This window comes from Roseivivax sediminis, assembly GCF_900112685.1.
GTDB classification, from domain to species: Bacteria; Pseudomonadota; Alphaproteobacteria; order Rhodobacterales; family Rhodobacteraceae; genus Roseivivax; species Roseivivax sediminis.
Genome location: NZ_FOMS01000010.1, coordinates 21,056 through 47,120 on the forward strand (window position 1 = coordinate 21,056; position 26,065 = coordinate 47,120).

The following is a 26,065-nucleotide window of genomic DNA, read 5'->3' on the forward strand; positions in this document are numbered from 1 at the left end:
GCGCTGCGGCGCCCAGGACGGCATCACTCCGACATGCGTCTCTGCCTCGCCTTTGCCCTCCTGATTGCCGGTTCGGCGGCCGCCGCCGAACCGAGTACCGCTCTCGACTACGATCCAGACCAGTTCGAGATCGTGCAGGGCGTATTCTGCGAAGTGCCCACGACCGGCCGTTCAGAGGCGCCGGGCACCGTGGCCGGGCATGTCGACCTCTTCGCCGAAGTGCCGGAATTCCAGTGGCTGACCAACGTGGTGCCGGCTGTGCCCGGCCTGAGCTTCGGGGTGAAGACCACGGCCCGCGACGGCATGGTCTATGACGGCGTGGTGCTGACGCTCACCCACCCCGCCTTCCGCGACTCCGGCGCGACGGCGCAAAGCTATGTCACAATGCTCGGCGGTGCGTCCACCTCGATCAACGCGTACACCTTCGACACGCAGGAGGAACTGGCGCCCGGCATCTGGTCCTTCACCGCCACGCGCAACGGTCGCGTGCTCTACTCGGCGCTGTTCGAGGTCGTGCCGCCCTCCGCCGCGCCCGAGATCGCCAATGCCTGCGGGGGCATGCCGCTGTCCTGAGCCCCCTGCCCCGACGTGGTCTCAGACCGGCGCGACGAGATCCTTGTCGACGGCCTCCAGCACCAGCGAGCCGAGGCCGGCCCCGCCATTGTCGACATAGTCGAACAGTTGCGCACGCATCCGAGGTTCCCGGAATTCGTTGATATGCGCGGCGACCATGTCCGCCCCGTCATCTCCGAGCTGGGTCTTGAGAAAGGTGGCGATCAGATTGGCCATGTGGGTCATCTTGTCAGGCGACATGGTGGCTCTCCGCTGCCAATGCGAAGCGAATGGGAATAGACGTCGAAGCCGTTGCCGCGGGCAAAGGCGACAAGCGTGATGCCGGAGGCATGCGCCGCAGGCAGCGCCGCCGCCGTTGGGCCGAGACGGCGATCAGCACAGGCGCCCCGACCAGGGTGCATTTCTGCACGAGTTCAACCGATGTCCTCGGACGTCATCTCCAGCTCGCGGCGCAGCCCGGCGAGCTCGCCATGCGCGGCGTAGGCGTCGAGGTCGAGCGGGTCGATCACCCCGTCCAGGTGGTCCTCGCGCTGCTTGATCCCGGATGAATGCGTCGGCTGTCTGATGCCGAGGGGTTCGTCGGCACGCCCGAAATGCGCCTACGTCGCCACGGCAATGCACATTTCGAGCTTATCGAGCATACGTTTCATTCGGCATAATCTGTCATATCCATGCATCCTTCACGAATAACTGTTTAATTTACGTGATTATCGCGCCAAGGCAAAGGCCAAGTGACAAAGCATGATCACTGGGTGCACGATGCCTCGGGGCCAGCACCGCCAACCATACGGAACGCGCGCCCTCGCACCGTCGACGCGTGGCATCAGACCGTGTGCAGTTGAAAGGCACGAATGGCCGCCATGATCCCCCGCCGCGCGGGTGCGATCCGGTGCGGCTGTGCGGCCGGGCAGTTAGGCCAGCAGCGCCCGGCGCACGAGGTTAAGCCCCGCCACGAGCAGCACCACCAGCGTGGCGCGCCGGAATGCCGCCTGGTCGATCCGGTCCTGTACCTTCCCGCCGATCCACATGCCCAGCACCGCCGCCGGCACAAGCGCCAGCGACAGCCGCACGGTTGTCCCGTCGAGCACGCCGGACCCGACATGGGCGCCGGTCAGCAACACCGCGCCGAGGCCGTAAATCACGCCCTGCACCCGGATCTGCTCGGTCTTCTCGGTGCCGATCATGGTCAGGTAGGCCACTGTCGGCGGCCCCCAGACCCCCGACATCCCCCCGGTGAAGCCCGCAAGCGCCGCGAGGCCCACCTCGAGCCGCCGGTTGCCCCCGCCCGGCAGAGCACCGCCCCAGCCCAGAAGCTGCGCCGCCGCGAACAGGATGATCGGCACCCCGATCATCGCGTAAAGCACCGCGGCCGGCAGCGCCGCCACCAGCTGCGCAGAAACCAGCAGCATGGCGCCGCCCACCATCAGGAACACCCGGAACCGGCGCACCGACGCCCAGGCCGCGCCCGCGCCCTGCCGCAACGCCTGCATCCCGTTGGTGACCAGGGTCGGCAGGATCAGCCCGGCGATGGCCAGTTCCGGTGCGACGACCGACCCCATGCCCGAGATCATGATCATCGGCATGGCAAAGCCGACCATGCCCTTGACCACCCCCGCAAGCAGCGCGACGGCAAGGCAGAGAAGCAGCGCGGCGGGGCTCAAGAGGCCGAAAAGCGGGTCCATGCCCGTCTCTTAGCAAGACCCTCCGCCGGCCGCCGCAAGAATCGTGAGCGTAATTTTCGCAACGAAACGTCGCGGCCAAGGTATTTTTGTTGCGCTGCACCTGCGAAGAGCCTATCTCCGGCGGGACACCGGACAAAGGACACCAGACATGGCACATGACGGTCAGGACATGACACGTTCCGGCAGCGCCGTGCTGCCCGACCTCCTCGCGCTGACCGGCGCCGCGATCGCCCCCACCGAGGCGATCCTCGAGACGGCGAAGGCGCGCGTGCGCGCGATGACCGAAGAGGATGGCCGCGTCTCGTCCCGGCTGGTGGAGGCGCACCAGACCGCCGCGCACGGGCTCGCCTGGCTGGCTACCTATGTCGAATCGCTTCGGCAGATGCACGCCTGGGCGCAGGCGCTCGACGCGGAGGGGCAGCTTTCGGAGGTGGAAGCGCTGATCCTGCAGATCGCCTTCGGCGAGTATCTCTGGCAGATCTACGGCGGCATCCAGATGAACCAGGGCGAGGTCGTGCGCCTGCAGGACATGGGCCTTGGCCAGGACGACCAGCGCGCGCTGATGGACGACGCCGTGATGACGCTGACCCAGGGCGGCAACAGCCAGGCCGCGCGGTTGCGTCTGGTGGAGCTGATGCAGGAACGCTCGGCCGAGATCACGGTGGGCCGCAGCGGTCTCGAGGAAGAACTCGAGATGATCCGCGAGCAGTTCCGCCGCTACGCCGTCGACAAGATCGAACCCCATGCCCACGACTGGCACCTCAAGGACGAACTGATCCCGATGGAAGTGATCGAGGAGCTCTCCGGAATGGGGGTCTTCGGCCTGACCATCCCCGAGGAGTACGGCGGGCTGGGCCTGTCCAAGGCGTCGATGTGCGTGGTGTCCGAAGAGCTGTCGCGCGGCTATATCGGCGTCGGCTCGCTCGGCACCCGCTCGGAGATCGCGGCGGAGTTGATCCTCGCCGGCGGCACCGAGGCGCAGAAGGAAAAATGGCTGCCCGCGCTGGCGAGCGGAGAGAAGCTGCCCACCGCGGTCTTCACCGAGCCCAACACCGGCTCCGACCTCGGCGCGCTGCGTACACGCGCCAAGAGGGACGAGGCCGGCGATTACCGCGTGACCGGCAACAAGACCTGGATCACACACGCCGCGCGCACCCATGTGATGACGCTGCTGGCGCGTACCGATCCGGACAGCACCGACTATCGCGGCCTGTCGATGTTCCTTGCAGAGAAGGAGCCCGGCACCGACGAGGCCCCCTTCCCCACCGACGGCATGACCGGCGGCGAGATCGAGGTCCTCGGCTATCGCGGCATGAAGGAATACGAGCTCGGCTTCGACGACTTCCGCGTGAAGGGCGAGAACCTGCTCGGCGGCGAGGAGGGCAAGGGCTTCAAGCAGCTCATGGAGACCTTCGAGAGCGCCCGCATCCAGACCGCCGCCCGCGCCGTCGGCGTGGCGCAATCGGCGCTCGATCAAGGGATGCGCTATGCGCAGGACCGCAAGCAGTTCGGCAAGCCGCTGATGGCCTTCCCGCGCGTCGCCTCCAAGCTGGCGATGATGGCGGTAGAGATCATGGTGGCGCGCCAGCTCACCTACTTCTCTGCGCTCGAGAAGGACCGCGGCCACCGCTGCGACCTCGAGGCGGGGATGGCCAAGCTGCTCGGCGCACGCGTGGCGTGGTCGGCGGCGGACAACGCGCTGCAGATCCACGGCGGCAACGGCTTCGCGCTGGAATACACGATCAGCCGGATTCTCTGCGACGCGCGCATCCTCAACATCTTCGAGGGCGCCGCCGAGATCCAGGCGCAGGTGATCGCGCGGCGTCTTCTGGCCTGAGCCGGCGCAGCCCGGTCCGCGCCTGACGCGCGGACCGGGGCGAGAGGCGCTGCCTCTCGCGCTCTCCGGAGTATTTGAAGCCCAAAGAAGCAGGACGTCGCGGCGGAGCCGGTTCGCCCTCCGGGGCCAGGTCAAGCGGCGCGCTCCTTGACGCGGGTCCGGAGGGCATACGCTGGACAACGCTACTTGAGGGGCAGGACCGCCTCTCAATGGCTTCTCGGCAGACAATCCACGCGCGCGGGACTCTTCCCTAGCGCGAGACAACGCCCCGCCACGCGAGGCGCAGCGGGGTGGGAGGGCGGGAGCTGCGGCTCGCGTGGCGGCTCAGCCCGAGGGGCAGGCCGCGCCGGTGTCGATCCAGGCCTTCACCAGCTCGCCGAAGACCTCCTGCGTGCCGGGCGCGGGGTCGCGGCCCTCGCCCGGATGCCAGCCCCAGCCGACAAGCCCGTCCTCGGCCATGTGTTCGTGGATCGCCGCGAGGTCGCGGTTGCCGTTGCGTTCGGGGTCCTTGAGCTGGGCGCAGATCTCCGCGCCGGACAGGCCGACCCAGCCCATCGACACAGGGGCCAGATGCCAAGGGTCGTGGCCGGGGATCGAGCCCTCGCCGGTGGAGAACGCGACGTTCTCCGCGCCGTGGCACGTCGTGCAATTCATCCCCGGCGCGCCGAAATCGGCGGCGCCGCGCACCACCGGCGGCTGGTGCGGCTGCATGTCGTCGCCCTGAAGCGGCCCGCCCGTCACCGGGTGGCAGTTCATGCAGCGAGGGTGCTCCACCACCTTCAGCACTTCTTCGAAGAGCGCGACGGAGCGCGCCTCCTCGCCCTCGACGCCGTCGAATTCGTCGGCGGTCTTCAGGCCGTTCACGGTGTCGGCCATGGCGGGGCCCGCGGCCACCGCCAGGATCATTGCCAGTCGTCTCATCACTTCAGACACCTGCTTGGGCAAAGGGAAGTTCGCGCGGGCTTTGTCCTGTGAGCGCGCGCCAGGCGTTGGCCACCGCCGGGCCAATGGGCGGCGTGCCCGGCTCCCCGACGCCGGTGGGATCGGCGCCGGAGTCGATGATGGCGACCTCGACCTGCGGCATCTCGTGGATCCGCAGCATGCGGTAGGTGTCGAAGTTCTTCTGCTGCACCTCGCCGCCCTCGCCGAGGACCAGCGCGTTGTGCAGGATCGTGCCGAGCCCGTAGCCGATACCGCCCTCGATCTGCGCGCGGATGACGTTGGGATTGATCGCAACGCCGCAATCGACCGCGGCCCAGACCTTGTGCACCTTGGGATAGCCTCCAGCGTCCGAGACCTCCACGATCTCGGCCACATACGTCTGGAAGCTCTCGTGCAGCGCCACGCCGTAGGCGCGGTCGCCCTTGACCTTCGTGCCGTCCCAGCCGGCCATCTCGGCCACCCGTTCGAGCACGGCGCGGTCGCGGCCCGCCTCGTCCTTCAGAAGGTCGAGACGGCCCTGAACCGGGTCCTTGCCCGCCTTCTCCAGAAGCTCGTCGAGGAAGACCTCGGTAGCGTAAGCGGTGTGGGTATGGCCCACCGAGCGCCACCAGAGCGGCGCCACAGGCAGGTCGGCCTTGACCCAGTCCACGGCGAGGTTGGGAAGATCATAGGGCATTTCGATCGCGCCCTCGACCGATGTGCGGTCGAGCCCGCCCTGATCGAAGGGCGTGCCGGCGACGATGGACTGGTTCACCACCCGGTTCTCCCAGCCGGTGATGTTGCCGTCCGCGTCGATCCCGCCGCGCATCCGGTGCAGAGTGATCGGGCGGTAGTAGGCCCCGGTGAGGTCGTCCTCGCGGGTCCAGACAAGTTTCCACGCGCCGTCGCCGCCGCGTGCCTTGGCGATGGAAGCGACCTCCACCCCGATATGCGCCGTGGGCTGCGCGCGCCGGCCGAAGCTGCCACCGGCAAGCATGACGTTCATCGTCACGTTCTCGGGCTCGAGGCCCAGGACCTGCGTCACCGCGCCCTTGTCGGCGGTGGGGAACTGCGCGCCCATCCAGATCTCGGCCTTGCCGCCCCGGACCTCCAGGACCGCGTCGAGCGGCTCCATCGGCGCGTGGGCGAGGAAGGGGAACAGGAACTCCGCCTCGTGCACAATCTCGGCGCTGTCGATGGCGGAGGCGGCGTCGCCGATCCGTTCCGCTTCCATCGCCTCACCGTTCGCCATTTCGCGGAAATCGGCGAAGATTTCCTGCGACGACCGGGTCTCGGCCTCCGACATGTCCCATTCGACCTCCAGCGCCGCGCGGCCCTTGAGCGCGGCGGCGGTGGAGGTGGCATAGACGGCGACGCCCTGCGGGATCCGGTGCACGGCGACGACGCCGGGCACCTCGCGCGCGGCGCTGTCGTCGAAAGACGCCACGGTCGCGCCGATCACGCTCGGGCGGCGGACGACGACCGTCTCCATCCCGTCGCGGTAGACGTCCATGGTGAACTGGGCAGTGCCGTCGGACTTCGCCCGGCTGTCGACCTTGGGCCGGTCGGTGCCGATCAGGGTGAATTCCGACGGGTTCTTGACCGCCGGCTCCACCGGCACGCTCTGGCCGGCGGCGGCTTCGGCCAGTTCTCCGAACGTGGCGGAGCTGGTGCCGTCGCTGACCACGCCCTTCTCGACCTGGATCGTGGCGCGGTCGACGCCCCATTCCTCTGCCGCGGCCGACACCAGCATCGCGCGGGCGGCGGCGCCGGCCTGGCGCATCTGCATCCAGGAATTGGCCATGGCGGTCGAGCCGCCGGTGCCCTGCAGACCGAAGGCGAGGTTCGCATAAAGCTCGTCATCCGCCGGCGCGGCCTCGGCGCGGATCTGCGACCAGTCGGCGTCGAGTTCCTCGGCCACGAGGGTGGCGAGGCCGGTATAGGGCCCCTGCCCGAACTCGATATGCTTGGACAGCACGGTAACGGTGTTGTCCGGCGCGATGCGGATGAAGGCATTGGGCGCGAAGGCGCCTTCGGCCAGAGTGCCGTCGCCGAGCGCGGCGGCGGCGCCCGATTGCGCGCGGCCTTTCAGCGGCAGCGCAACCCCGATGACGAGGCCGGCGGCAGAGGCGAGGAACTGTCGGCGTGATTGAACAGTCATGGCTCAGCCCTCCAGGGTGTCGGCGGCGTCATGGATCGCCTGCCGGATGCGCACATAGGTGGCGCAGCGGCAGATGTTCCCAGCCATGGCGTTGTCGATGTCCTCGTCCGACGGCGCGCGGTTCATGCGCAGAAGGCCCACCGCGCTCATCACCTGGCCCGACTGGCACCAGCCGCATTGCGGCACGTCGATCTGCACCCAGGCCGATTGCACCGCTTCGGCCTCCGCGCCATCGAGCCCCTCGATGGTCTCCACGCTGGCCCCTTCGAGCGTGCCGACCGGCGTCACGCAGGACCGCCGTGGCATGCCGTCGACCATGACGGTGCAGGCGCCGCACTGGGCGATGCCGCAGCCGAACTTGGTACCGGTCAGGCGCATCTCGTCGCGAAGCGCCCAGAGCAACGGGGTGTCGTCCGGAAGGTCGAGCGCGACCTCTTCTCCGTTCACGGTCAATGTGGTCATGCACGTCTCCCTGTGGATCTGGCGGCCGGAGCGTCGTCCGGACAAGCTGGCGGGATGCGGCCGCGCGGCAATGCACCGGCCGATCGGAACCTAAAACCGAATACTGGTTCGAATTCTAGACGCAGATGCGGTGACGTCAATGCAGGTTAGCGGACAAAGTCACCCCGTCGCCGCCGCAGTCTCCTTGAGACCAAGATAGCAGAACGCGGCGCGCAACGCTTCCTCTATGAATTGATCGTCCGTGAGCCCGTCGCTTTGGCGCGGCCAGATGACGTTGGGACCGCGCCATTTGCTCATCGCCGCCATGTAATCCACCACATAGGCGATGGCGCGATCGGGATCGGGGTGGTCGATCTCGTCAATCCGCGCACGCAGGAGTGCCGCGAGCCCGCGGTTGAACTCTGCCTTGAGCGCGAGGATGCGGTCGCGCAGCTCCGGCACGGTGGCCAGGTCTGGCGAATCGAGGAGCCGCACCATCGGTGTCGGCGCGACGTCACGCAGCACGAAGGTGATGTAGCCGCGCAGGATCTCCGAGATGCCGCGGCCCTCCCACCGGCAGGGGTCGAGCGCCGCGGCGTTGGTGCAGGCCATTTCCTCGCCGATACGCTCGATCACCGCGATGTAGAGCGCGGACTTGTCGCGGAAGTGGTGGTAGAGCGCCCCGACCGACACGTCCGCGGCGGCGGCGATCTCCGTGACGGAGGTTTCGTCGCGCCCGCGTTCGGCGAACAGACGTTCGCCCGCGTCCAGAAGCGCACCCTGGGTGCGGCGGCTGCGCGTCTGCTGCACGCAGCGCATCCACTTCAATTCTGCCGGCGCGGGTTCGGTCATGGACGCTCATCTGCCACGGCGTGTATCGGTATGTCCCCTAACGGTGGTGACATTGCTGTCAAGCAAACGGCCCCGCAACCGGCATGTTCCCGCCTCTTGCGCGCGCCAGTCAGCAATCGACGTCACCTCGGGTCTTGCCCGATCGGCGCACGCTGTGCTCAAAACTCTCCAAATCCCCCGTTTTATCGCGAGAGACATGGCCAACCCGCTTTACGACATGCTCTTTGCGCGCCATTCCGACCGACCGGCGCCACTGATGCGCCTCGCCGGCGGCGGCACGCTGAGCTACGCCGAGTTCCTCGCCCGGACGGCGCAGTTCGCCCGGCTCTTCGCCGATGCCGGGATCGAACCGGGCGACCGGCTGGCGCTGCAGGTCGCCAAGACGCCCGAGGCGCTGATGATCTACGCCGCCTGCCTGCGCGCGGGCATCGTTTTCCTGCCGCTCAACACCGCCTACACCCCGGCCGAGATCGCCTATTTCGTGCAGGATTCAGGCGCGAAGATTCTGATCTGCGACCCCGCCCGACGCGAAGCGCTGGCTCCGGTTGCCGAGCATGAGGGCACACGGATCGAGACCATGGGCGCGGACGGGCTGGGCAGCCTGGCGGCGCGAACTTTCAGTCTGCCGGAACGGTTCGAGACGGTGGACCGATCCGGCAGCGACCTGGCCGCCCTTCTCTACACCTCGGGCACGACGGGACGGGCGAAGGGCGCGATGCTCACGCAGGACAACCTTCTGTCCAACGCCCGCACCCTGACCGATCTCTGGCGCTTCGCCGAAGACGACGTGCTCTTGCACGCGCTGCCGGTCTTCCATGCGCACGGTCTCTTCGTGGCGTGCAACGTCACGCTGATGGCCGGCGGCTCGATGATCTTCCTGCCAAAGTTCGACACCGGCCAGGTGCTGGAACGGATGCCGCAGGCGACGGCGATGATGGGCGTGCCGACGTTCTACACCCGCCTGCTTGCGGAGCCGGGCTTCACCCGGGACGCGGCGAGCCACATGCGCGTGTTCATCTCCGGCTCCGCGCCCATGACCGAAACGGTGCATCGCCGGTTCGAGGACCGCACCGGCCACCGCATCCTCGAACGCTACGGCATGACCGAAACCGGCATGAACACCTCGAACCCCTACGAGGGGGAGCGGCGCGCCGGCACGGTCGGCCTGCCGCTACCGGACGTGGAACTGCGGGTCACCGATCCGGACACCGGCGCCGAACGGCCGCGAGGCGAGACCGGCATGATCGAGGTGCGCGGCCCGAACGTCTTTGCCGGCTACTGGAACATGCCCAAGAAGACCGCCGAGGAAATGCGCGCCGACGGCTTCTTCATCACCGGCGACCTCGGGCATGTCGACGCGGACGGCTACTTGACGATCTCGGGTCGCAAGACCGACTTGATCATCTCGGGCGGCTACAACGTCTACCCGAAGGAGATCGAGGCGCTGCTCGACACGCTGCCGGGGATCGCCGAGAGCGCGGTGATTGGCGTGCCGCACGAGGATTTCGGCGAGACGCCCCTGGCGGTGCTGATTCCCGACGCACCGGACGCGCCCGACCTTGCCGCCGTGCAGGCGGCGATGGCTGAACGCCTGGCCCGGTACAAGCACCCTACCCACTATGAAGTGATCGAAGAATTGCCGCGCAATGCCATGGGAAAGGTGCAGAAAACCGTTCTGAAGGAACGGTTTGGGCGCTCGTCGGCAGCCTAGGCACACCGTGGCCCGAAAGACACGCACCCCTGTCCACAAGGCTGGTCGGAACAAGAGCCGAAAGCTACTATCGCGGTGAGCCGTAAACAGAAGCTCCACGATCAACGAGGGCAGAACACGTGACTGCGACGCGACGGAATCTCGGCGCTGCCGGACTGACTTTCCTGATCGGCACCGGGGGCGCCGTGGCTCTCGACGATGTGTCCTACACCGTGCGCGCCCCGTCCGAGGAACAGCGTGAAGAAATGCGCGACCTCCTGCGCGGTGTGTCGCTGATCAGCCAGGCGGAGAATGACGGGCGCACCGACCCGCAGGATCTCGTCGCCACCGCTCTGGCCGATTACCGCCAGCTTCTCGAAGCCCTCTACGCCCGCGGCTACTATTCCGGCGTCATCAACATCACCATCGACGGGCGTGAGGCGAGTGCGATCCCGCTTCTCGACCTGCCCGACCAGATCGGCGTGATCCGCGTCGATGTGGAGACCGGGCCGCAATTCCGCTTTTCCCGCGCCGACATCGCGCCGCTGCCGTCGTCGAAGACGGAGCTGCCCGATGGGTTCGCCGAAGGCGAGATCGCCGAGAGCGAGGTGATCTCGGACACCGTCGACGCCGCCATCGAGGCCTGGCGCGAGGACGGCAACGCAAAGGCACGCATCAATCGCGAGCGGGTGATCGCCGATCACAACGCGGCGCGGCTCTCGGCCGAGATCGGCATCGCGCCCGGCCCCAACGTGATCTTCGGCGACATGGCGGTCGCCACCGCCTCCGCCGTCCGCGAAAGCGCCATCCGTCGGATCGCCGGCTTCCCGCGCGGCGAGGAATTCCACCCCGACGAGATCGACGGCGTGCTCGAACGGCTGCGCGACACCGGCGCGTTCTCTTCCGTCACACTGACGGAAGCGGAGGCGCTCGGCCCCGGCGACACCCTGGACATGACACTCGAAGTGTCGGACCAGCCGCCCCGCCGCATCGGCTTCGGCGCCGAGATCTCGACGCTGGAGGGCGGCGCGCTCAACGCCTTCTGGCTGCACCGCAACCTCTTCGGCGGGGCGGAGCGGTTCCGGGTCGAGGGGTCGGTTTCGAACATCGGCTCTTCGGAAAGCGGCATGGACTACCGGCTGTCCGGCCGGCTCGACATCCCGGCGATCTACGGGCCCAGGACGGACGGCTACATCCGCGGGCTCGCCGCATTCGAGGACGAGCCGACCTACGAATCGGCACGGCTGGAATTCGGCTTCGGCGCCACGAGGGAGCTGACCGACGACCTCGAAGTCGATCTGGGTCTCGGCCTGCGCTACTCCGACGTGAAGGACGACCTCGGCGAACGCGAATTCTTCCTGCTTACCTTCCCGGCCGGGCTCACGCTCGACAAGCGCTCGAACGAGCTGAACCCGCGCCAGGGTTACTACGTCAACGCGACCGCGACGCCCTATGTCGGACTCAACGACACGCAGTCGGGCGCTCGGCTCTACGCCGATGCGCGCTATTACCTCGGCTTCGGCGACGGCGACCCGAACGTGCTGGCCGGACGACTTCAGGTCGGCTCCATCGTCGGTTCGGAGCTGACGGAGACGACGCCGGACTACCTGTTCTACTCGGGCGGCGGCGGCACCGTGCGCGGCCAGCCCTACCAGTCGCTCAACGTCGACCTTGGCGACGGGGACGAGATCGGCGGCCGCGGCTTCCTCGGCGCCTCGCTCGAATACCGCCGTGACATCACGGAGAACCTCGGCGCCGTGGCGTTCTACGACGCCGGCTTCATCGACGCCGACAGCTTCGTCGACGGCGACAGCGACTACCACGCGGGCGCCGGGCTCGGCCTGCGCTACCAGACCGGGATCGGCCCGATCCGCTTCGACGTGGCTGGCCCGGTGGGCGGCGATACCGGCGGCGGCGCGCAATTCTACATCGGCATCGGACAGGCATTTTGAGACGCGCACTTCCCTTCCTGCTGCTCGGCGCTTTCCTCGCGGTGCCGGCCTCCTCCCAGGATGACGAACGCGGGCGACTGGAACGGCTGATCGAGGACAACCTTTCGGCCGAAGGCATGCAGATCGACATCGAGGGCTTCCGCGGCGCGCTGTCGTCGGAGGCCCAGCTCGAAAGCCTGACCATCGCCGACGAGAACGGCGTCTGGCTGGAACTGCGGGGCGCCGTGCTCGACTGGAATCGCACCGCGCTCCTGCGCGGGCGCGTGTCGGTCAACGCCCTGACGGCCGATGAAATCGTGCTGAGCCGCCTGCCCGGCCAGCCCGCAGACGGCACCGTCGAGGTGCCGGACGCCGAGACGCAGCCGTTCTCCCTGCCCGAGCTTCCGGTGTCGATCCAGATCGGCGAAATCTCGGCGGAGCGCGTCGAACTGGGCGAGCCGGTCATCGGCCAGCCGGTCGAACTGTCGCTCGAAGGCTCCGCGAGCCTGCAGGGCGGCGAGGGCGAGGTCACGCTCGACGTGAACCGCATCGACGACCGGCAGGGCGAGGTCACGCTCGCCGGCTCCTACGCCAACGAGACCGGCGTTCTGTCGGTCAACCTAGAGGTCGATGAGGGCGAAGGCGGCATCGTCGCCTCGCTCGCCGGCATCCCGGGCGAGCCGCCGCTCAACCTCAGTGTCGAAGGTGAAGGCCCGCTGACCGATTTCACCGCCGATCTGGCCTTCGCCACCGATGGCGAGGACCGGCTCTCGGGCCAGATCCGGATCCGCGAGAGCGAGACCGGCGCGCGCGGCTTCAACGTCGCCATCGACGGCGACATCCGCCCGCTCCTGACGCCCGAGAACCGCGAATTCTTCGGCCCCAACCTGTCGCTCGATGTGGCGGGCCGGCGCTTCCCCTCCGGCGCTCTGGAAATCGACACGCTCGAGGTGGCGTCGGACGCCATCAATCTCAGCGGCAACCTGCAATTGTCCGAAAACCAGTGGCCGGTGCGATTCTCGCTTCAGGGCGAGGTGGCCGGAGCCGATGGTGGGCCGGTGGCGCTACCGATCCCCGGACAGGACACGCGGCTCGACCGCACGGTGATCGATGTCGCCTACGATTCGGAGACCGGCAACGAGTGGCGCGCCGACATCGCCGTCGAGGGGCTGCGCCGGCCGGACCTGACCGCCGAGAGCTTCACGCTCGATGGCGGCGGCACGCTGGTCCGCGGCGACGGCGCGGCCGAGGGCGGCGCCTCCGGCACGCTCGACATGTCCGGCGACGGGCTCGCCTTCAGCAATCCGGACCTCGAAACCGCGGTCGGCACCACCCTGTCCGGCCTCGTCAATTTCGACTGGACCGAAGGCCAGCCGCTGCAACTGACCGGCATCGATCTCTCCGGTGCGGGTGTCTCCGCGACCGGCGACGTGGAGGTCAGCGGCCTTGCCAACGACCTCAACATCGTCATCGCCCCCGACCTCGCGGTCGTGGCCGAGGATATCTCGCGTTTCTCCGGCCTCGCGGGGCGCGACCTCGCCGGCTCTGTCGACGTGCAGACCTCCGGCACGTTCGAACCGGTCACCGGCGCCTTCGACATGGCCGTCAATGGCGCCGCCACCGGCATCGAGACCGGCATCCCCGAGGCCGACGGCCTCATCGCCGGCCGGATCGACCTGTCGCTCGACGCCGCGCGCAACGAGGCGGGCATCATCCTGCGCGGCCTCGACGTGCGCTCCGACGCGCTGACCCTGACGGCCGAGGGGCGCGTCGCGAGCAGCGACACCGACGCGCGCTTCGACCTCGACATCGCCGACATCTCGGACGTGCGACCCGAGCTGTCGGGCCCCGTGCGCCTGTCGGGCACCGTGGTGCAGGAGGCCGAGGACTACACGCTCGACGTCACCGGCAACGGGCCAGGCGGCGCGCGCATCGACGCCGCCGTGACCGCCACGCTGGTCGAGAACGTGCTGCAGGCGGTTGCCGGCGACGGCGAGGTCCGGGTCGACACGCTGGACACTTACGCGAGCATCGCCGGCCGCCCGATCGCCGGCGCGGTGCAGATCACCGGCACCGGCCGCTACAACCTCGAAACGCAGGGCGGCGCGGCGGATGTGACCGGCTCGGCCAACGATCTCGCCGTGGGCATTCCGGAGGTCGACGCCCTTCTCGACGGCGCGACGGAGTTCACGCTCGACGCCGGCCGCGACGAGACCGGCATAACCCTGCGCGAGCTCGTCCTCGACGCGCCGCGCGCCGACATCACCGCCGAAGGCAGCTACCAGGACGACGGCAGCAGCGCGCGCTTCGACGTCGCCCTGCGCGAGCTTCAGGCGGTCGTGCCGTCGCTCTCGGGCGCGGCCACCCTGTCGGGCACCGCCTCGCAGGACGGCGACACCTGGAGCTACGACATCACAGGCGACGCGCCGGGGGGTGTCGATCTGGACATCGCGGGCACCGCGGAAGTGGTCGCCGACCGCCTGCGCGAAGTGGCCGCCACCGGCGACATCGCGGCCGAGGATATCTCCGTCTATTCCGGCCTCGCGGACCGCGAGATCGGCGGCGCGCTGACGCTTTCGGGCTCCGGCTCCTACGCGCTGGAGACGCAGTTCTTCACCGCGGACGTCTCGGGCGAGACCACCGACATCGTCACCGGGATCGAGCCGGTGGACGCCATCCTCGAAGGCACCATGACGCTCGACATCGACGCGCTGCGCAACGAGGACGGAATCACCGTGAACAGCCTCGACTTGCAGTCCCCGCGCCTGTCGGTGACCGGCGAAGGCGTATACGCCGAAAGCGGCAGCCGCGCGAATTTCGACGCCACGCTGTCGGACCTCGCCGCCATCGCCGAAGGCATGGACGGCTCCGCCAGCCTGCGCGGAACGGCCGAACAGGACGGAGATGCGCTGAATTTCGACATCACGGGCTCCGGCCCAGGGGGCGCCTCTGCCGACCTTGACGGCACCGCGACACTCGACGGGCTCGACCTGACGGCGGTGGAGGCCGCCGGCACGCTCGGCGTCGACACCCTCGCTCCCTTCTCGGATCTTGCGGGCCGCGACCTCGGCGGGTCGGCGCAATTCGAAGGGTCTGGCCGCTACGAGATGGACAGCCAGTTCTTCTCTGCCGACGTCACCGGCCGGTCCGTCGACGTGGTGACCGGCATCGACCAGGCCGACACGCTTCTTGCCGGCACGGTGACCTACGACATCGACGCCGCGCGCGAGGAAGACGGCATCACCGTGCGCAACCTGCAGATCGTCGCGCCGCGCGCCAGCGTCACGGCCGCGGGGGGCTACCGCGCGGAAGACAGCGCCTTCGACATCCTCGCCGAGATGACCGACGTCGCGGACGTGGTCCCCGGCCTCTCCGGCCCCGCCCGTGTCGACGCGCGGGCCGAGCGGACCGGCCCCGAAACGTGGGACGTGACCGCCGACGCCTCCGGCCCCGGCGGCGCGCAGGCGGATATCGACGCCACCGCGCGAGTCGTGGACAACGCGCTGGAGCGCGTCGAGGGCAACGGCACCGTCTCCGTCGCCTCGCTGTCGCCCTACGGCGCGCTGGCGAACCAGTCGCTTGGCGGCTCGGTCTCCATCGAAGGTTCGGGCGCCTACACGATGGAGACCGGCGCATTCGAGGCGGACGTGGACGGCAGCGCGAACAACCTCTCCACCGGCATCGCGGCGGTCGACCAGCTGATCGGCGGCACGACGACGTTCGGCGCCACTGCAGCGCGCGGCACCGACGGCATCATCCGTATCGACCGGCTGAATGTGGACGCCGCCGAAATCGACGCCCAGGTTCAGGGCACCTACGGCGAGTCCAGCGGCAATCTGGATTACGACGTCCGCCTGCGCGACGTCGGGGTCTTCGTGACCGACCTGAACGGCCCGGCCACCGCGAACGGCACCGCGACGATCACGCCTGCAGGCTACAACATCGACACCGCGCTCACCGGGCCGGGCGGCGCCGACGCCACCGTCGCGGGCACGATCGCGCGGGATTTCGGCAGCGCGAACCTGTCGGCCAACGGCACCGTGCCGCTGGGCCTCGCCAACCCGTTCCTTGAGCCGAACATCCTCGAAGGCACCGCCAGCTTGTCGCTCAACGTCAACGGGCCCCTGGCGCTGGAATCGGTGTCGGGTACGGTGTCCACGTCCAACGCGGCGTTCGTCGTCGCCGGACAGGGGATCGCGCTCGAAGGAATCTCGGCACAGATCGGCCTTTCGGGCGGGCAGGCCAATATCGACCTGACCGGCGGGCTCTCCACTGGCGGCACAGTCACCGTCTCCGGGCCGGTGACGCTCTCGTCGCCGTTCAACGGCGATCTCGCCATCGCGCTCAACAACCTCGTCGTCACCGATCCCGGCCTCTACGAGACCGAGCTCAACGGCACGCTGAGCCTCGCCGGCCCGCTGGCCTCCACCGCGACGCTGTCGGGGCGCATCGACGTCGGCCGTACCGAGGTGCGCGTGCCTGCCGGCGGGGCCAGCGCCAGCCGGCTCAGCTTCGGCATCGAACACGTTGGCACCCCGCCCGCCGTCCGCCAGACCCAGGCTCGGGCGGGCCTGCTGGGCGGTGCCGATGACGCCGGCGACGTCGAAGAAGGCGCCGGCGGTGGTGGTGGCGGCGTGAACTACGGCCTCGACGTGACCATCGCGGCGCCGTCGCAGATCTTCATCCGCGGCCGCGGACTCGATGCCGAACTGGGCGGAGAACTCTATGTCGGCGGCACCATCCAGTCACCGGAACCCGCCGGCCAGTTCGAGCTGATCCGCGGTCGCCTCGACATTCTCGGCCAGCGCCTGACGCTGTCCGAGGCCTCGGTTGTCCTGCAGGGCGATCTCAACCCGTTCATCACCGTCCGCGCCGACACCGAGCGCGACGACAACACCATCACTATCCTGATCGAGGGGCCGGTGTCGGATCCGGAGGTCACATTCTCCTCCTCACCCGACCGGCCGCAGGAAGAGGTGCTGGCGCTGCTGCTCTTCGGGCGCGATCTGTCGGAAATCTCCGGCCTACAGGCGCTGCGCATCGCCACCGCGATCAATACGCTCGCCGGGCGCAGCGGCACCAGCGTCGTCGACCGTCTGCGCCAATCCACCGGTCTCGACGATATCGACATCCAGACCGGAGCGGACGGGCAGACCGAACTGCGTCTCGGCCGATACATCAACGACCGCACCTATACCGACGTGACCGTGAACAGCGAGGGCGAGACCGAGATCAACCTCAATCTCACCATCTCGAAAAGCATCACGGCCCGGGGAACGGCCGGAACAGACGGCAACACCGGCGTCGGAGTCTACTACGAACGGGATTACTGAGCGGCAACGAAAAGGGCGCCGGTCAGCCGGCGCTCTTCTTCTGGCCCACCTCGCGCGGGGTGCTGCCGTTCTGGTGCATCCGCGTGATCTCACCCATCGCGAGGACAGGAGCCGCGTCGAGCTTGCCGGCGTCCAGCATGCCCGCCACCCGCTCCAGCACCGAGACGACCATCGCCTGTTCCCAAGCGGGGAGCGATTCGAACTGCTCCACGTAGCGTTGCTGCAGCGCGTCGGGCGCGGTCGCAACCTTGTCGCGGCCCGCGCTCGTGATCGTCAGGTCGATCTGGCGACGGTCCGAGGCCGATTGGCGCCGTTCGATCAGGCCGTAGGACACCAGCTTCTTGATCAGAACGGAGATCGTCGCCTGGCTCACGCCCATCTGCGCGGCCACCTCGGAGGGATGGCAGCGCCCGCGCTCGCTCACGATTTGCAGAACGCGAAGTTGCACCGCCGTCAGCCCGGCATCCCGCGCCAGGTCGCGACCATAAAGCTCGGTCGCGCGAAGAATTCGGCGCAGTGCGACCAAGCTTTCGTCAGTTCTGTCCATCTCCGGCTCACTCGTCTTGTTGGCCACGCCGCCGCACGACCCCATCGTGCAGGTCGAGGCATGGCTTTGTCTGTCGAACTGGTCAAGCATACAAAGGTATTTAGGCTTGCGATACACCTTTGCAACGGCGCGCCCCGTCATGTACGCTTCGGAAACACAGCGCGCCCATCGAAGAATTCAAGTTTCCTTCCCGAACGGAAACATGATAACCTGCTGTATTTAAAAGATTATACACAAATCGCATTCAATCAGCCGCATGCCGGGGAAGAAAATTACTTTGCATGTTGAAATATGTCTCGCCACACCTATACTTAGTGTCACGAACAAAGAGACGCGACAAAGGTTCAGACCCGTGCAGACACTGCAAAGCGCGAAACCCGAAGGCACAGTGACCTTCCGTAAGCCTGTCCGTGAGGACGGCGCAGCCATCTGGGAACTCATCCGCAGCTGCAAGCCGCTGGACGAGAACTCCATGTACTGCAACTTGCTGCAAAGCGACCATTTCGGCGATACCTGCGTGGTGGCGGAGAAAGACGGTGAAATCGTCGGCTGGATCTCGGCTTACGTCACGCCGAACGATCCCGAGGCGGTTTTCGTCTGGCAGGTCGCCGTGTCGCCGAATGCGCGCGGCATCGGTCTCGGTTCACGTATGCTGCAAGCTCTGATGGCGCGCGAGGAAACCGCCGACGTCAAGCGCATGCAGACCACCATCACTCTCGACAACGAGGCGTCCTGGGCGCTCTTCCGTAAATTCGCGGACAAGTCCAACGGCGATCTCACCTCGGACGCGCACTTCACCCGCGACACGCATTTCGCAGGCGAGCACGCGACCGAGCACATGGTGACCATCACCTTCCGCGAAGCGGTGCAGAGCGCGGCCTGAAACCCGCGCTCCCGCTTACGCGTTACCCCCGATTAACAGTCCAGAGGACTTTCCAATGTCGACAGACAAACAGATCTTTGCGCGCCGCGAATCCGAGGCGCGCAGCTACTGCCGTAGTTTCGATACCGTATTCACCAAGGCCGTCGGCTCCGAGATGACCGACGAGGCCGGCAAGACCTATATCGACTTCCTCGCCGGCTGCTCATCGCTCAACTACGGGCACAACGACCCGGACATGAAACAGGCGCTGATCGACCACGTCTCCGCGGACGGCATCGCCCACGGTCTCGACATGTTCACCGCCGAAAAGGCGAAGTGGCTCCAGGCCTACGAGGACATCATCCTCAAGCCCCGCGGCATGGACGACTACAAGATCATGATGACCGGGCCGACCGGCACGAACGCCGTCGAGGCGGCGATGAAGCTGGCCCGCAAGATCACCGGCCGTCGCAACATCATCTCCTTCACCAACGCGTTCCACGGCATGACCATGGGTGCGCTGTCGCTGACCGGCAATGCCGGCAAGCGGGGCGGGGCCGGCGGCGGCTACCTCGATGGCGTCAGCCACCTGCCATATGACGGCGCCTTCGGCGACGACGTGAACACGCTCGACTACATCAAGGCGATGCTCAACAACTCGTCCTCGGGCATCGACAAGCCTGCGGCGTTCATCTTCGAGCCGATCCAGGGCGAAGGCGGCCTCAACGCCGCCTCCAAGGAATGGATCGAGGGCGTCGCCAAGCTCGCCCGCGACCACGGCGCGATGATCATCGTCGACGACATCCAGTCGGGCTGCGGCCGCTCGGGCACCTACTTCGCCTTCGAGGGCATGGACATCCAGCCCGACTTTGTCACCCAGGCGAAATCGCTCTCGGGCTTCGGCCTGCCCTTCGCGTGCCTGCTGATCAAGGGCGAGCACGACGTCTGGAAACCGGCCGAGCACAACGGCACCTTCCGCGGCAACACCCACGCCTTCGTCACCGGCCGCGTGGCGCTGGAGAAGTTCTGGAAGGACGACAGCTTCCAGACAGAGGTTCAAGAAAAAGCCGTGCAACTGACCACTGGACTTCAGGCAGTGGCTGACCTAGTGCCGGGCGCGAAGCTCAAGGGCCGCGGCATGATGCAGGGCGTCGACGTCGGCTCGGGCGAGCTGGCCGAGGACATCTGCGCCCGCGCCTTCGAGAAGGGCCTCATCATCGAAACCTCGGGCGCCGACGACGAGGTCGTCAAGGTGCTGGTCGCGCTGACCGTGTCGCCTGAGAACCTGCGCCGCGGGCTCGACATCCTGCTCGAAGCGACCCGCGAAGCCACCGAAAAACACAAGATCGCAGCGGAGTAAGACACCATGATCGTTCGTGACGAAAACCAACTGCATGGCACCGAGCGCACGGTGTCGAACGAGCAATGGACCTCCGTACGGATGCTCTTGGCCGACGACAAGATGGGATTCTCGTTCCACATCACGTACATCCAGACCGGATCGGAGCACACGTTCCACTACAAGAACCACTTCGAGAGCGTCTACTGCATCCGCGGCAAGGGCACGATCGAGGACCTCGCCACCGGCGAGGTGCACGAGATCAAGCCCGGCGTGATGTACGCGCTCGACAAGCACGACAAGCATACCGTGCGCTGCGAGGAAGAGCTCGTGCTCGCCTGCTGCTTCAACCCGCCCGTGACGGGCAATGAGGTGCACCGCGAAGACGGCTCCTACGCCGCCGCCGACGAGGTGGCCTGAAGCGACGCTGCGAGGATTGCATGACCGTAGAGTTCAAGAACCACACCGTGGAGAAGATCGGCGGGACGTCCATGTCCCGCCTCTCCGAACTGCTGGAGCCGCTGTTCCGCGTCTCCGCGCCCGACTATAACCGGATCTTCGTCGTCTCCGCCTTCGGGGGCATCACCGACCTGTTGCTGGAGCACAAGAAGAGCGGCGAATCGGGCGTCTACGCCGAGTTCGCCGACGAGACCGAAGAGCATGGCTGGATGTCCGCGCTCAACCGCGTCGACCGCGCCATGCGCGAGGCCCATGACGGCCTGCTGGAGCACAAGGGCGACCGTCAGGAAGCCGACGATTTCGTCCGCGACCGCATCGAGGGCGCGCGCAACTGCCTGATCGACCTGCACCGGCTGTGCTCCTACGGGCACTTCCGCCTGTCGACCCACATGCAGGAAACGCGCGAGCTTCTGTCCGGTCTCGGCGAGGCGCATTCCGCCTTCGTGACCACGCAGCTGCTCAAGCGCCACGGCGTCAACGCGCGCTTCGTGGACCTCTCGGGCTGGCGCGACGACCGCGAGTTGTCGCTCGAAGAGCGCATTCTGGACGGGCTCGACTCGGTCGACCTCGAGACCGAAATGCCGATCGTGACCGGCTACGCGCAATGCGTCGAAGGGCTGATGAACAAGTTCGACCGCGGCTATTCCGAGGTCACGTTCAGCCAGATCGCCGCGCTCACCAAGGCGCGCGAGGCGATCATCCACAAGGAGTTCCACCTCTCCTCCGCCGATCCCAAGCTGGTCGGGGCCGAGAACGTGCGCAAGCTGGGCCACACCAACTACGACGTGGCCGACCAGCTGTCGAACATGGGGATGGAGGCGATCCACCCGACCGCGGCCAAGGCGCTGCGCCAGGCCGAGGTGCCGCTGCGCGTGACCAACGCGTTCGAGCCCGAGGATCCCGGTACGCTGATCGACGAGAAGGACGCCGAGAAGGGCGTGGCCGAGATCGTCTGCGGCGTCGATGTGCAGGCGCTGGAACTGTTCGAACAGGACATGGTCGGCGTGAAGGGTTACGACGCGGCGACGCTCGACATCCTGACGCGCCACAACCTGCGCATCGTGTCGAAGACCTCGAACGCCAACACGATCACGCACTACGTGGATGGCCCGCTGTCCGCCCTGCGCAAGGTCGAGAAGGAGCTGGCGGGGATCTACCCGAACGCGTCGATCAACGTGCGCTCTTCCGCGATCGTCTCGGTGATCGGCCGCGACCTGCGGGGTCTGCACGTGCTCGAACGGGGGCTCGCCGCGCTGCGCGAGGCCGGGGTCGACGTGATTTCCGCGCATCAGACGACGCGCACCGTGGACGCGCAGTTCGTGGTCAAACGCGATGACCGCGACCTGTGTATCAAGTCCCTCCATGACACCTTCATGGGAAAGGGCAACGCCTCAGCCAAGCTGGTGGCGTGACGATCTGAACCCGACTGGGCCCGCCATCACGGCGGGCCTTTTTTGTGCGGGACGCACCGCCCCGGCAAGGATCCGCCGCCTCCGAGCGCACATGGAACATGACGCAAGGGGGAGCGCATTTCGTCTGTGAACGGTCTGCGATCAGGACCGTGCGACAGACGAAAGGAAACCGCAGATGACCAAGCGTATCCTCGCCACCACCACCGCAATCGCGCTCGGCCTGTCCGGCATGGCCGCCGCACAGTCGACCGCACCGACCGACGAGAGCCTCGGCACCGAGGCCGCGCAGGCGGGCGACGCGATCGTCGACACCGGCGAAGCCGCCGTCGAAGGCACCGCGAACGCCGTCGAATCGGGCGTGGACGCGACCGGCGACGCTGCAGCGAGCGCCTATGGCGCCGCCAGCGACACCGCCGCTCAGCTCGAGGGCGCGCTCACCGACGACGCGGTAGTGATGTCCTCGGACGGCAACGTGGTCGGCACGATCTACCGCACCGACCTCGATTCCGGGCGCGTCTACATTGACATCGACACCGCGATGGAAACCTCGCTGGAGCGTCCGGGCGTGGAAAACGCAGCGGTCCGCGTCTCGTCGCTCAGCCTCGGCCAGCAGGGCCTGATGCTCGACATGACGACGCAGCAATTCGCGGCCGCGCTCGAAACCGGCCCGATCGAGACGGTCAACAACTGATCTGCCCGCAGATCCGGCTGCCCCGGTCCTCGGGGCGGCCCCCCTATCCCAGGTCGCGCCGCATCGTGGCCATGCCGCCCCGGCGGGACAATTCCTCGAAGCCCGCCGAGCGATAGGCGTTCAGTGCCGGCTCGTTGTCCGTCTCCACCTTCAGCGTAATGGTCAGTGCATCCAGCGCACGCGCCGCTTCCTCAACCAGCCTTGCCATCTCCGCCCCGGCGCCCCCGCGCGCCTCGGGCACGACATAGGCGTAGGTCAGGTGGCGCACCTCCGGCCCGATCCCGACGCGCAGCGCGAAGAAGCCGACGGGAGTGCCGTCGCCGTCGAGGATGTAGAATGACGCGTCGTCCGGCTCGTTGAGCCACTTCTCGGCCCATTCCTGCGCATCGAACGGGTGTTTGGCGTTCGGATTGACCAACTTGAGGTCGTCCGGATCGGTAAGCATCTCGCCTAGCGTCACCAGTTCGAAGGGCGCGTTCTTGCGGATCGTGAGACCGGTCACGGGCACGTCTCCTCTCTGCAGGGATGCCGGCCGGGTGCCACGGATCGCCCCGCCGCGCAACCGATCAGTCAAGCATCCGCGCCGCCTGCGCCAGATCACGGTGAAACGCCTCCGTTTCCGCCTCCGCGCGCGCCGCATCGGGCAGACGCAGAAGGTAGGCCGGGTGCACCGTCAGCAGGACAGGCGTGCCGTCCTCCGCGCGCTCCACCCGCCCGCGCCGCTTAAGAAGCCCCGCGTCGGAGCCGGTCAGCCCCACCGCGGCCGTCGCCCCCATCGCCACGATAACCTTCGGCTGGACCAGCTCCCGCTCCAGGTCGAGCCACCAGCGGCAGCGCTCGACCTCGCCCGCATCGGGCCGCTGGTGGATGCGCCGCTTGCCCCGCGGCGCATATTTGAACCCCTTGACCGCGTTGGTCACGTACACGGCCTCGCGGTCGAGCCCCGCCACCTCCGCCGCCCGGTCCAGCACCTGCCCCGCCGGTCCGACGAAGGGCCGCGCGGCGAGGTCCTCGCGGTCGCCCGGCTGCTCGCCCACGATCATAAGCTCGGCCGGCGCGGGCCCCTCCCCGGGCACCGGCGCCGTTGCCGCGGCGCAGATCCCGCAGCGCGCGCAGCCCCGAATCTCGCGCGCCAGCCTGTCCAGAGCATCGCGCGGCGCGGTCTCGGCCAGGAGCGCCCGTGTCGTCTCCCGCACCCGCTCCGCCCGCGGCATCGGCCCCTCCGCCGGCGCGGTCTCGGCCATTCCGCGCACCCGCGCCTCGGCGTCCCGCACGAGGCCGGGGATCAGCTCCGCCTCCGGCAGGTTCTTCCAGTATTTCTTCGGCATCTCGGCGCACATCGCCTTCACCATCACCCGCGCCGGGTTGAAGATGGAAGCGTAATAGGTCCGCCACAGATCCTCGGTCGCATCGGCGGGCGGCCGCATCTCTTCCCGCGTCTCCTCGTACCGCAGCCGCCCGTCCACGAAGCGCGCGGTCACATCCGGCGTCGCGATCGCCCAGTCCATGTCCCCGAAACGCCTGGCAAAGAACGGCGCCCCACGCTCAAGGCACGGATGCCAGGGCTCGAACCACGCGGCGAAGGCCCGGCGTGCGCCCGCCCCCTCGACCTCCCGGAACCGCACGAAGGCGTGCATCTTGTGCACATCGCGCGCCACCGCTTTGGCCTGCGCCAGCACAATCCGCACGTCGCCGTCGCTCCGGTCGCCCCAAGCGACGTCACCCGCCGACAGCCGCAGCACCAGCCGATAGGCCCGCGCGAAGCGCTCGGGATCGGAATGACACAGCGCCGCCTCGATGCTCTCCAGCGCCCGTTTCGACACCTGGACCGGGCTTTCATCTGCCTTCAAATATCCCGGGGTCCGGGGCAGCGCCCCGGTCCCGTCCCCACCACCTTGCGCGAACAGGTCCCCCGACGCGGCCCCGACCGACCACAGCACCTCCTCGGGCGGCACGCGCGCCGCCGCCAGCGCACGCGCCTCCTGGCGCCACGCCGCCACCGTTCCGACGAGCGGAAGAACCACCTGCCGCATCGTTCAGAACAGCGCCAGCTGCTCGGGCTTCGGCGCGAACCGCGCGCGCAGATTGTCCTCGTCCAGCATGCCTCGCGGGCTCCAGCCGGGGGCGGTGACGAAGGCGCGGGCGTGCTTCATCACCGCGCCCATCGCCGCGAGGTGCTCGTAGCGCACCGCCCCGCGTCGCCGCGCGGCGAGGATCCGGCCCACCGTCTTCGTGCCGAAGCCCGGCACGCGCAGAAGCGACTCCCGGCTCGCGCCGTTCACGTCGACCGGGAAGCGCTCGCGGTGTTCCAGCGCCCAGGCCGTCTTGGGATCGACATCGAGGTCGAGCATCCCCGACCGGCCGCCGATCTCGCCCACCTCGAAGCCGTAGAACCTGAGCAGCCAGTCCGCCTGGTAGAGCCGGTGCTCGCGCACCAGCGGAGGCGCCTTCAGCGGCAGCGCGCGCGCCGGATCGGGGATCGGCGAGAAGGCCGAGTAATACACCCGGCTCAGCCCGTAGGAGGCATAGAGCCCCGCGCTCTGCGTCAGAATCGTGCGGTCGTCCGAGCCGTCCGCGCCGACGATCACCTGCGTCGACTGACCGGCCGGCGCGAATTTCGCCGGCCGCTTGCCGCGAAAGCTCTGCCCCTCGCGCGACGCCTCGCGCCGGCTGCGCACGTCGGCCATCGCCCGCCGGATGCCCTGCGCAGACTTCTCCGGCGCGAGGTCGGCCAGCGCGCGTTCGGTCGGCATCTCCACGTTGATAGACAGCCGGTCGGCCCAGCGCCCGGCCTCGTCGATCAGCTCCGGGCTCGCCGAGGGAATCGTCTTGAGATGGATGTAGCCGCGGAAGCCTTCGACCTCGCGCAGCCTGCGCGCGATTCGCACCATGTCCGCCATCGTGTCATCGGGCGAGCGGATGATGCCCGAGGAGAGGAATAGGCCCTCGATGTAGTTGCGCCGATAGAACTCCACCGTCAGGTGCACCACCTCCTCGACGGAGAAACGCGCCCGCTCCACCCGGCTGGAGGCGCGGTTGATGCAATAGGCGCAATCGTAGATGCAGAAATTCGTCATCAGGATCTTCAGAAGCGAGATGCACCGCCCATCCGGCGCGTAGGCGTGGCAGATCCCGGACCCGCCCGTGGATCCGAGCCCCTTGCCGTCGCGCGCGTCGCGCCGCTCGCCGCCCGACGACGCGCAGGAGGCGTCGTACTTGGCCGCGTCGGACAGGATCGAGAGCTTTTCCGCCAGCGTGCGCTTCACCATGTGTTCACATTATGTTCCAGAAGCCGTCACGGGCAAGGGGCGGCTGCGGACCGATCGCCCCGGTG

21 protein-coding genes are annotated in these 26,065 nt (G+C 67.9%); 10 read left to right on the forward strand and 11 right to left on the reverse strand.

Going from position 1 to position 26,065, the window contains the following annotated elements:
- Nucleotides 1-33 precede the first annotated feature (33 nt).
- A complete protein-coding gene (locus F3H57_RS15410) occupies nt 34-573 on the forward strand; it encodes a DUF3859 domain-containing protein (protein ID WP_149756823.1) in 540 nt (179 codons plus the stop codon).
- A 21-nt stretch (nt 574-594) separates the two neighbouring features.
- On the opposite strand, the gene F3H57_RS15415 is transcribed toward F3H57_RS15410, so the two are convergent.
- The 3 genes from F3H57_RS15415 to F3H57_RS15425 form a co-directional block, all read right to left on the reverse strand.
- On the reverse strand, nt 595-813 hold the full coding sequence (locus tag F3H57_RS15415) for a formate dehydrogenase subunit delta (RefSeq protein ID WP_149756824.1): 219 nt from the start codon (nt 811-813) through the stop codon (nt 595-597).
- Nucleotides 795-893, reverse strand: coding sequence for a hypothetical protein (locus F3H57_RS22985; protein ID WP_394349840.1), 99 nt, complete (start codon nt 891-893; stop codon nt 795-797). The genes F3H57_RS15415 and F3H57_RS22985 overlap by 19 nt, the downstream gene beginning before the upstream one ends.
- Nucleotides 894-1,484: 591 nt before the next feature.
- Nucleotides 1,485-2,255: a sulfite exporter TauE/SafE family protein gene (locus F3H57_RS15425; protein ID WP_149756825.1), complete on the reverse strand. Its 771-nt coding sequence runs from the start codon at nt 2,253-2,255 to the stop codon at nt 1,485-1,487.
- Nucleotides 2,256-2,403: 148 nt separating this feature from the next.
- Between F3H57_RS15425 and F3H57_RS15430 the strand changes: the two genes are divergently transcribed.
- Complete coding sequence (locus F3H57_RS15430; RefSeq protein ID WP_149756826.1) at nt 2,404-4,092, forward strand: acyl-CoA dehydrogenase family protein; 1,689 nt, start codon at nt 2,404-2,406, stop codon at nt 4,090-4,092.
- Between the two features lie 324 nt (nt 4,093-4,416).
- Here the strand turns inward: F3H57_RS15430 and F3H57_RS15435 are convergent, their stop codons facing one another.
- From F3H57_RS15435 to F3H57_RS15450, 4 genes are all read right to left on the reverse strand, one after another.
- Nucleotides 4,417-5,013, reverse strand: a complete 597-nt coding sequence (locus tag F3H57_RS15435) for an Isoquinoline 1-oxidoreductase subunit (RefSeq protein WP_149756827.1) — start codon at nt 5,011-5,013, stop codon at nt 4,417-4,419.
- Nucleotides 5,014-5,017: 4 nt separating this feature from the next.
- On the reverse strand, nt 5,018-7,174 hold the full coding sequence (locus F3H57_RS15440; protein ID WP_149756828.1) for a xanthine dehydrogenase family protein molybdopterin-binding subunit: 2,157 nt from the start codon (nt 7,172-7,174) through the stop codon (nt 5,018-5,020).
- A 3-nt stretch (nt 7,175-7,177) separates the two neighbouring features.
- Nucleotides 7,178-7,636, reverse strand: coding sequence for a (2Fe-2S)-binding protein (locus F3H57_RS15445; RefSeq protein ID WP_149756829.1), 459 nt, complete (start codon nt 7,634-7,636; stop codon nt 7,178-7,180).
- A gap of 159 nt (nt 7,637-7,795) precedes the next feature.
- A complete protein-coding gene (locus tag F3H57_RS15450; RefSeq protein ID WP_149756830.1) occupies nt 7,796-8,467 on the reverse strand; it encodes a TetR/AcrR family transcriptional regulator in 672 nt (223 codons plus the stop codon).
- A 196-nt stretch (nt 8,468-8,663) separates the two neighbouring features.
- Here F3H57_RS15450 and F3H57_RS15455 point away from each other — a divergent pair, with 196 nt between their 5' ends.
- From F3H57_RS15455 to F3H57_RS15465, 3 genes are all read left to right on the forward strand, one after another.
- Nucleotides 8,664-10,178 (forward strand): malonate--CoA ligase, encoded by a 1,515-nt coding sequence (locus F3H57_RS15455; RefSeq protein ID WP_149756831.1) that lies wholly within the window; start codon nt 8,664-8,666, stop codon nt 10,176-10,178.
- A 119-nt stretch (nt 10,179-10,297) separates the two neighbouring features.
- A complete protein-coding gene (locus tag F3H57_RS15460; RefSeq protein ID WP_149756832.1) occupies nt 10,298-12,109 on the forward strand; it encodes an autotransporter assembly complex protein TamA in 1,812 nt (603 codons plus the stop codon).
- The gene (locus tag F3H57_RS15465) at nt 12,106-17,421 is read left to right on the forward strand and encodes a translocation/assembly module TamB domain-containing protein (RefSeq protein ID WP_149756833.1); all 5,316 of its coding nucleotides are present in this window, start codon (nt 12,106-12,108) and stop codon (nt 17,419-17,421) included. The genes F3H57_RS15460 and F3H57_RS15465 overlap by 4 nt, the downstream gene beginning before the upstream one ends.
- A gap of 22 nt (nt 17,422-17,443) precedes the next feature.
- On the opposite strand, the gene F3H57_RS15470 is transcribed toward F3H57_RS15465, so the two are convergent.
- On the reverse strand, nt 17,444-18,109 hold the full coding sequence (locus tag F3H57_RS15470) for a MarR family winged helix-turn-helix transcriptional regulator (RefSeq protein WP_316633467.1): 666 nt from the start codon (nt 18,107-18,109) through the stop codon (nt 17,444-17,446).
- 211 nt (nt 18,110-18,320) lie between these two features.
- On the opposite strand from F3H57_RS15470, the gene ectA reads away from it, so the two are divergent.
- The 5 genes from ectA (at nt 18,321) to F3H57_RS15495 (ending at nt 22,731) form a co-directional block, all read left to right on the forward strand.
- Entirely contained in the window at nt 18,321-18,851 is a 531-nt protein-coding gene (gene ectA / locus F3H57_RS15475) for a diaminobutyrate acetyltransferase (RefSeq protein WP_394349838.1), read from the forward strand.
- 55 nt (nt 18,852-18,906) lie between these two features.
- On the forward strand, nt 18,907-20,190 hold the full coding sequence (gene ectB, locus F3H57_RS15480; RefSeq protein WP_149756835.1) for a diaminobutyrate--2-oxoglutarate transaminase: 1,284 nt from the start codon (nt 18,907-18,909) through the stop codon (nt 20,188-20,190).
- A gap of 6 nt (nt 20,191-20,196) precedes the next feature.
- Nucleotides 20,197-20,589, forward strand: a complete 393-nt coding sequence (locus F3H57_RS15485) for an ectoine synthase (RefSeq protein ID WP_149756836.1) — start codon at nt 20,197-20,199, stop codon at nt 20,587-20,589.
- A gap of 20 nt (nt 20,590-20,609) precedes the next feature.
- Entirely contained in the window at nt 20,610-22,040 is a 1,431-nt protein-coding gene (locus F3H57_RS15490) for an aspartate kinase (protein WP_149756837.1), read from the forward strand.
- Nucleotides 22,041-22,215: 175 nt separating this feature from the next.
- The gene (locus F3H57_RS15495) at nt 22,216-22,731 is read left to right on the forward strand and encodes a hypothetical protein (protein ID WP_149756838.1); all 516 of its coding nucleotides are present in this window, start codon (nt 22,216-22,218) and stop codon (nt 22,729-22,731) included.
- A gap of 43 nt (nt 22,732-22,774) precedes the next feature.
- Here the strand turns inward: F3H57_RS15495 and F3H57_RS15500 are convergent, their stop codons facing one another.
- The 3 genes from F3H57_RS15500 to F3H57_RS15510 form a co-directional block, all read right to left on the reverse strand.
- On the reverse strand, nt 22,775-23,233 hold the full coding sequence (locus F3H57_RS15500) for a GNAT family N-acetyltransferase (protein ID WP_149756839.1): 459 nt from the start codon (nt 23,231-23,233) through the stop codon (nt 22,775-22,777).
- 64 nt (nt 23,234-23,297) lie between these two features.
- On the reverse strand, nt 23,298-24,764 hold the full coding sequence (locus F3H57_RS15505) for a UdgX family uracil-DNA binding protein (protein WP_149756840.1): 1,467 nt from the start codon (nt 24,762-24,764) through the stop codon (nt 23,298-23,300).
- A 3-nt stretch (nt 24,765-24,767) separates the two neighbouring features.
- Complete coding sequence (locus F3H57_RS15510; protein ID WP_188129709.1) at nt 24,768-26,000, reverse strand: putative DNA modification/repair radical SAM protein; 1,233 nt, start codon at nt 25,998-26,000, stop codon at nt 24,768-24,770.
- Between the last annotated feature and the right edge of the window lie 65 nt (nt 26,001-26,065).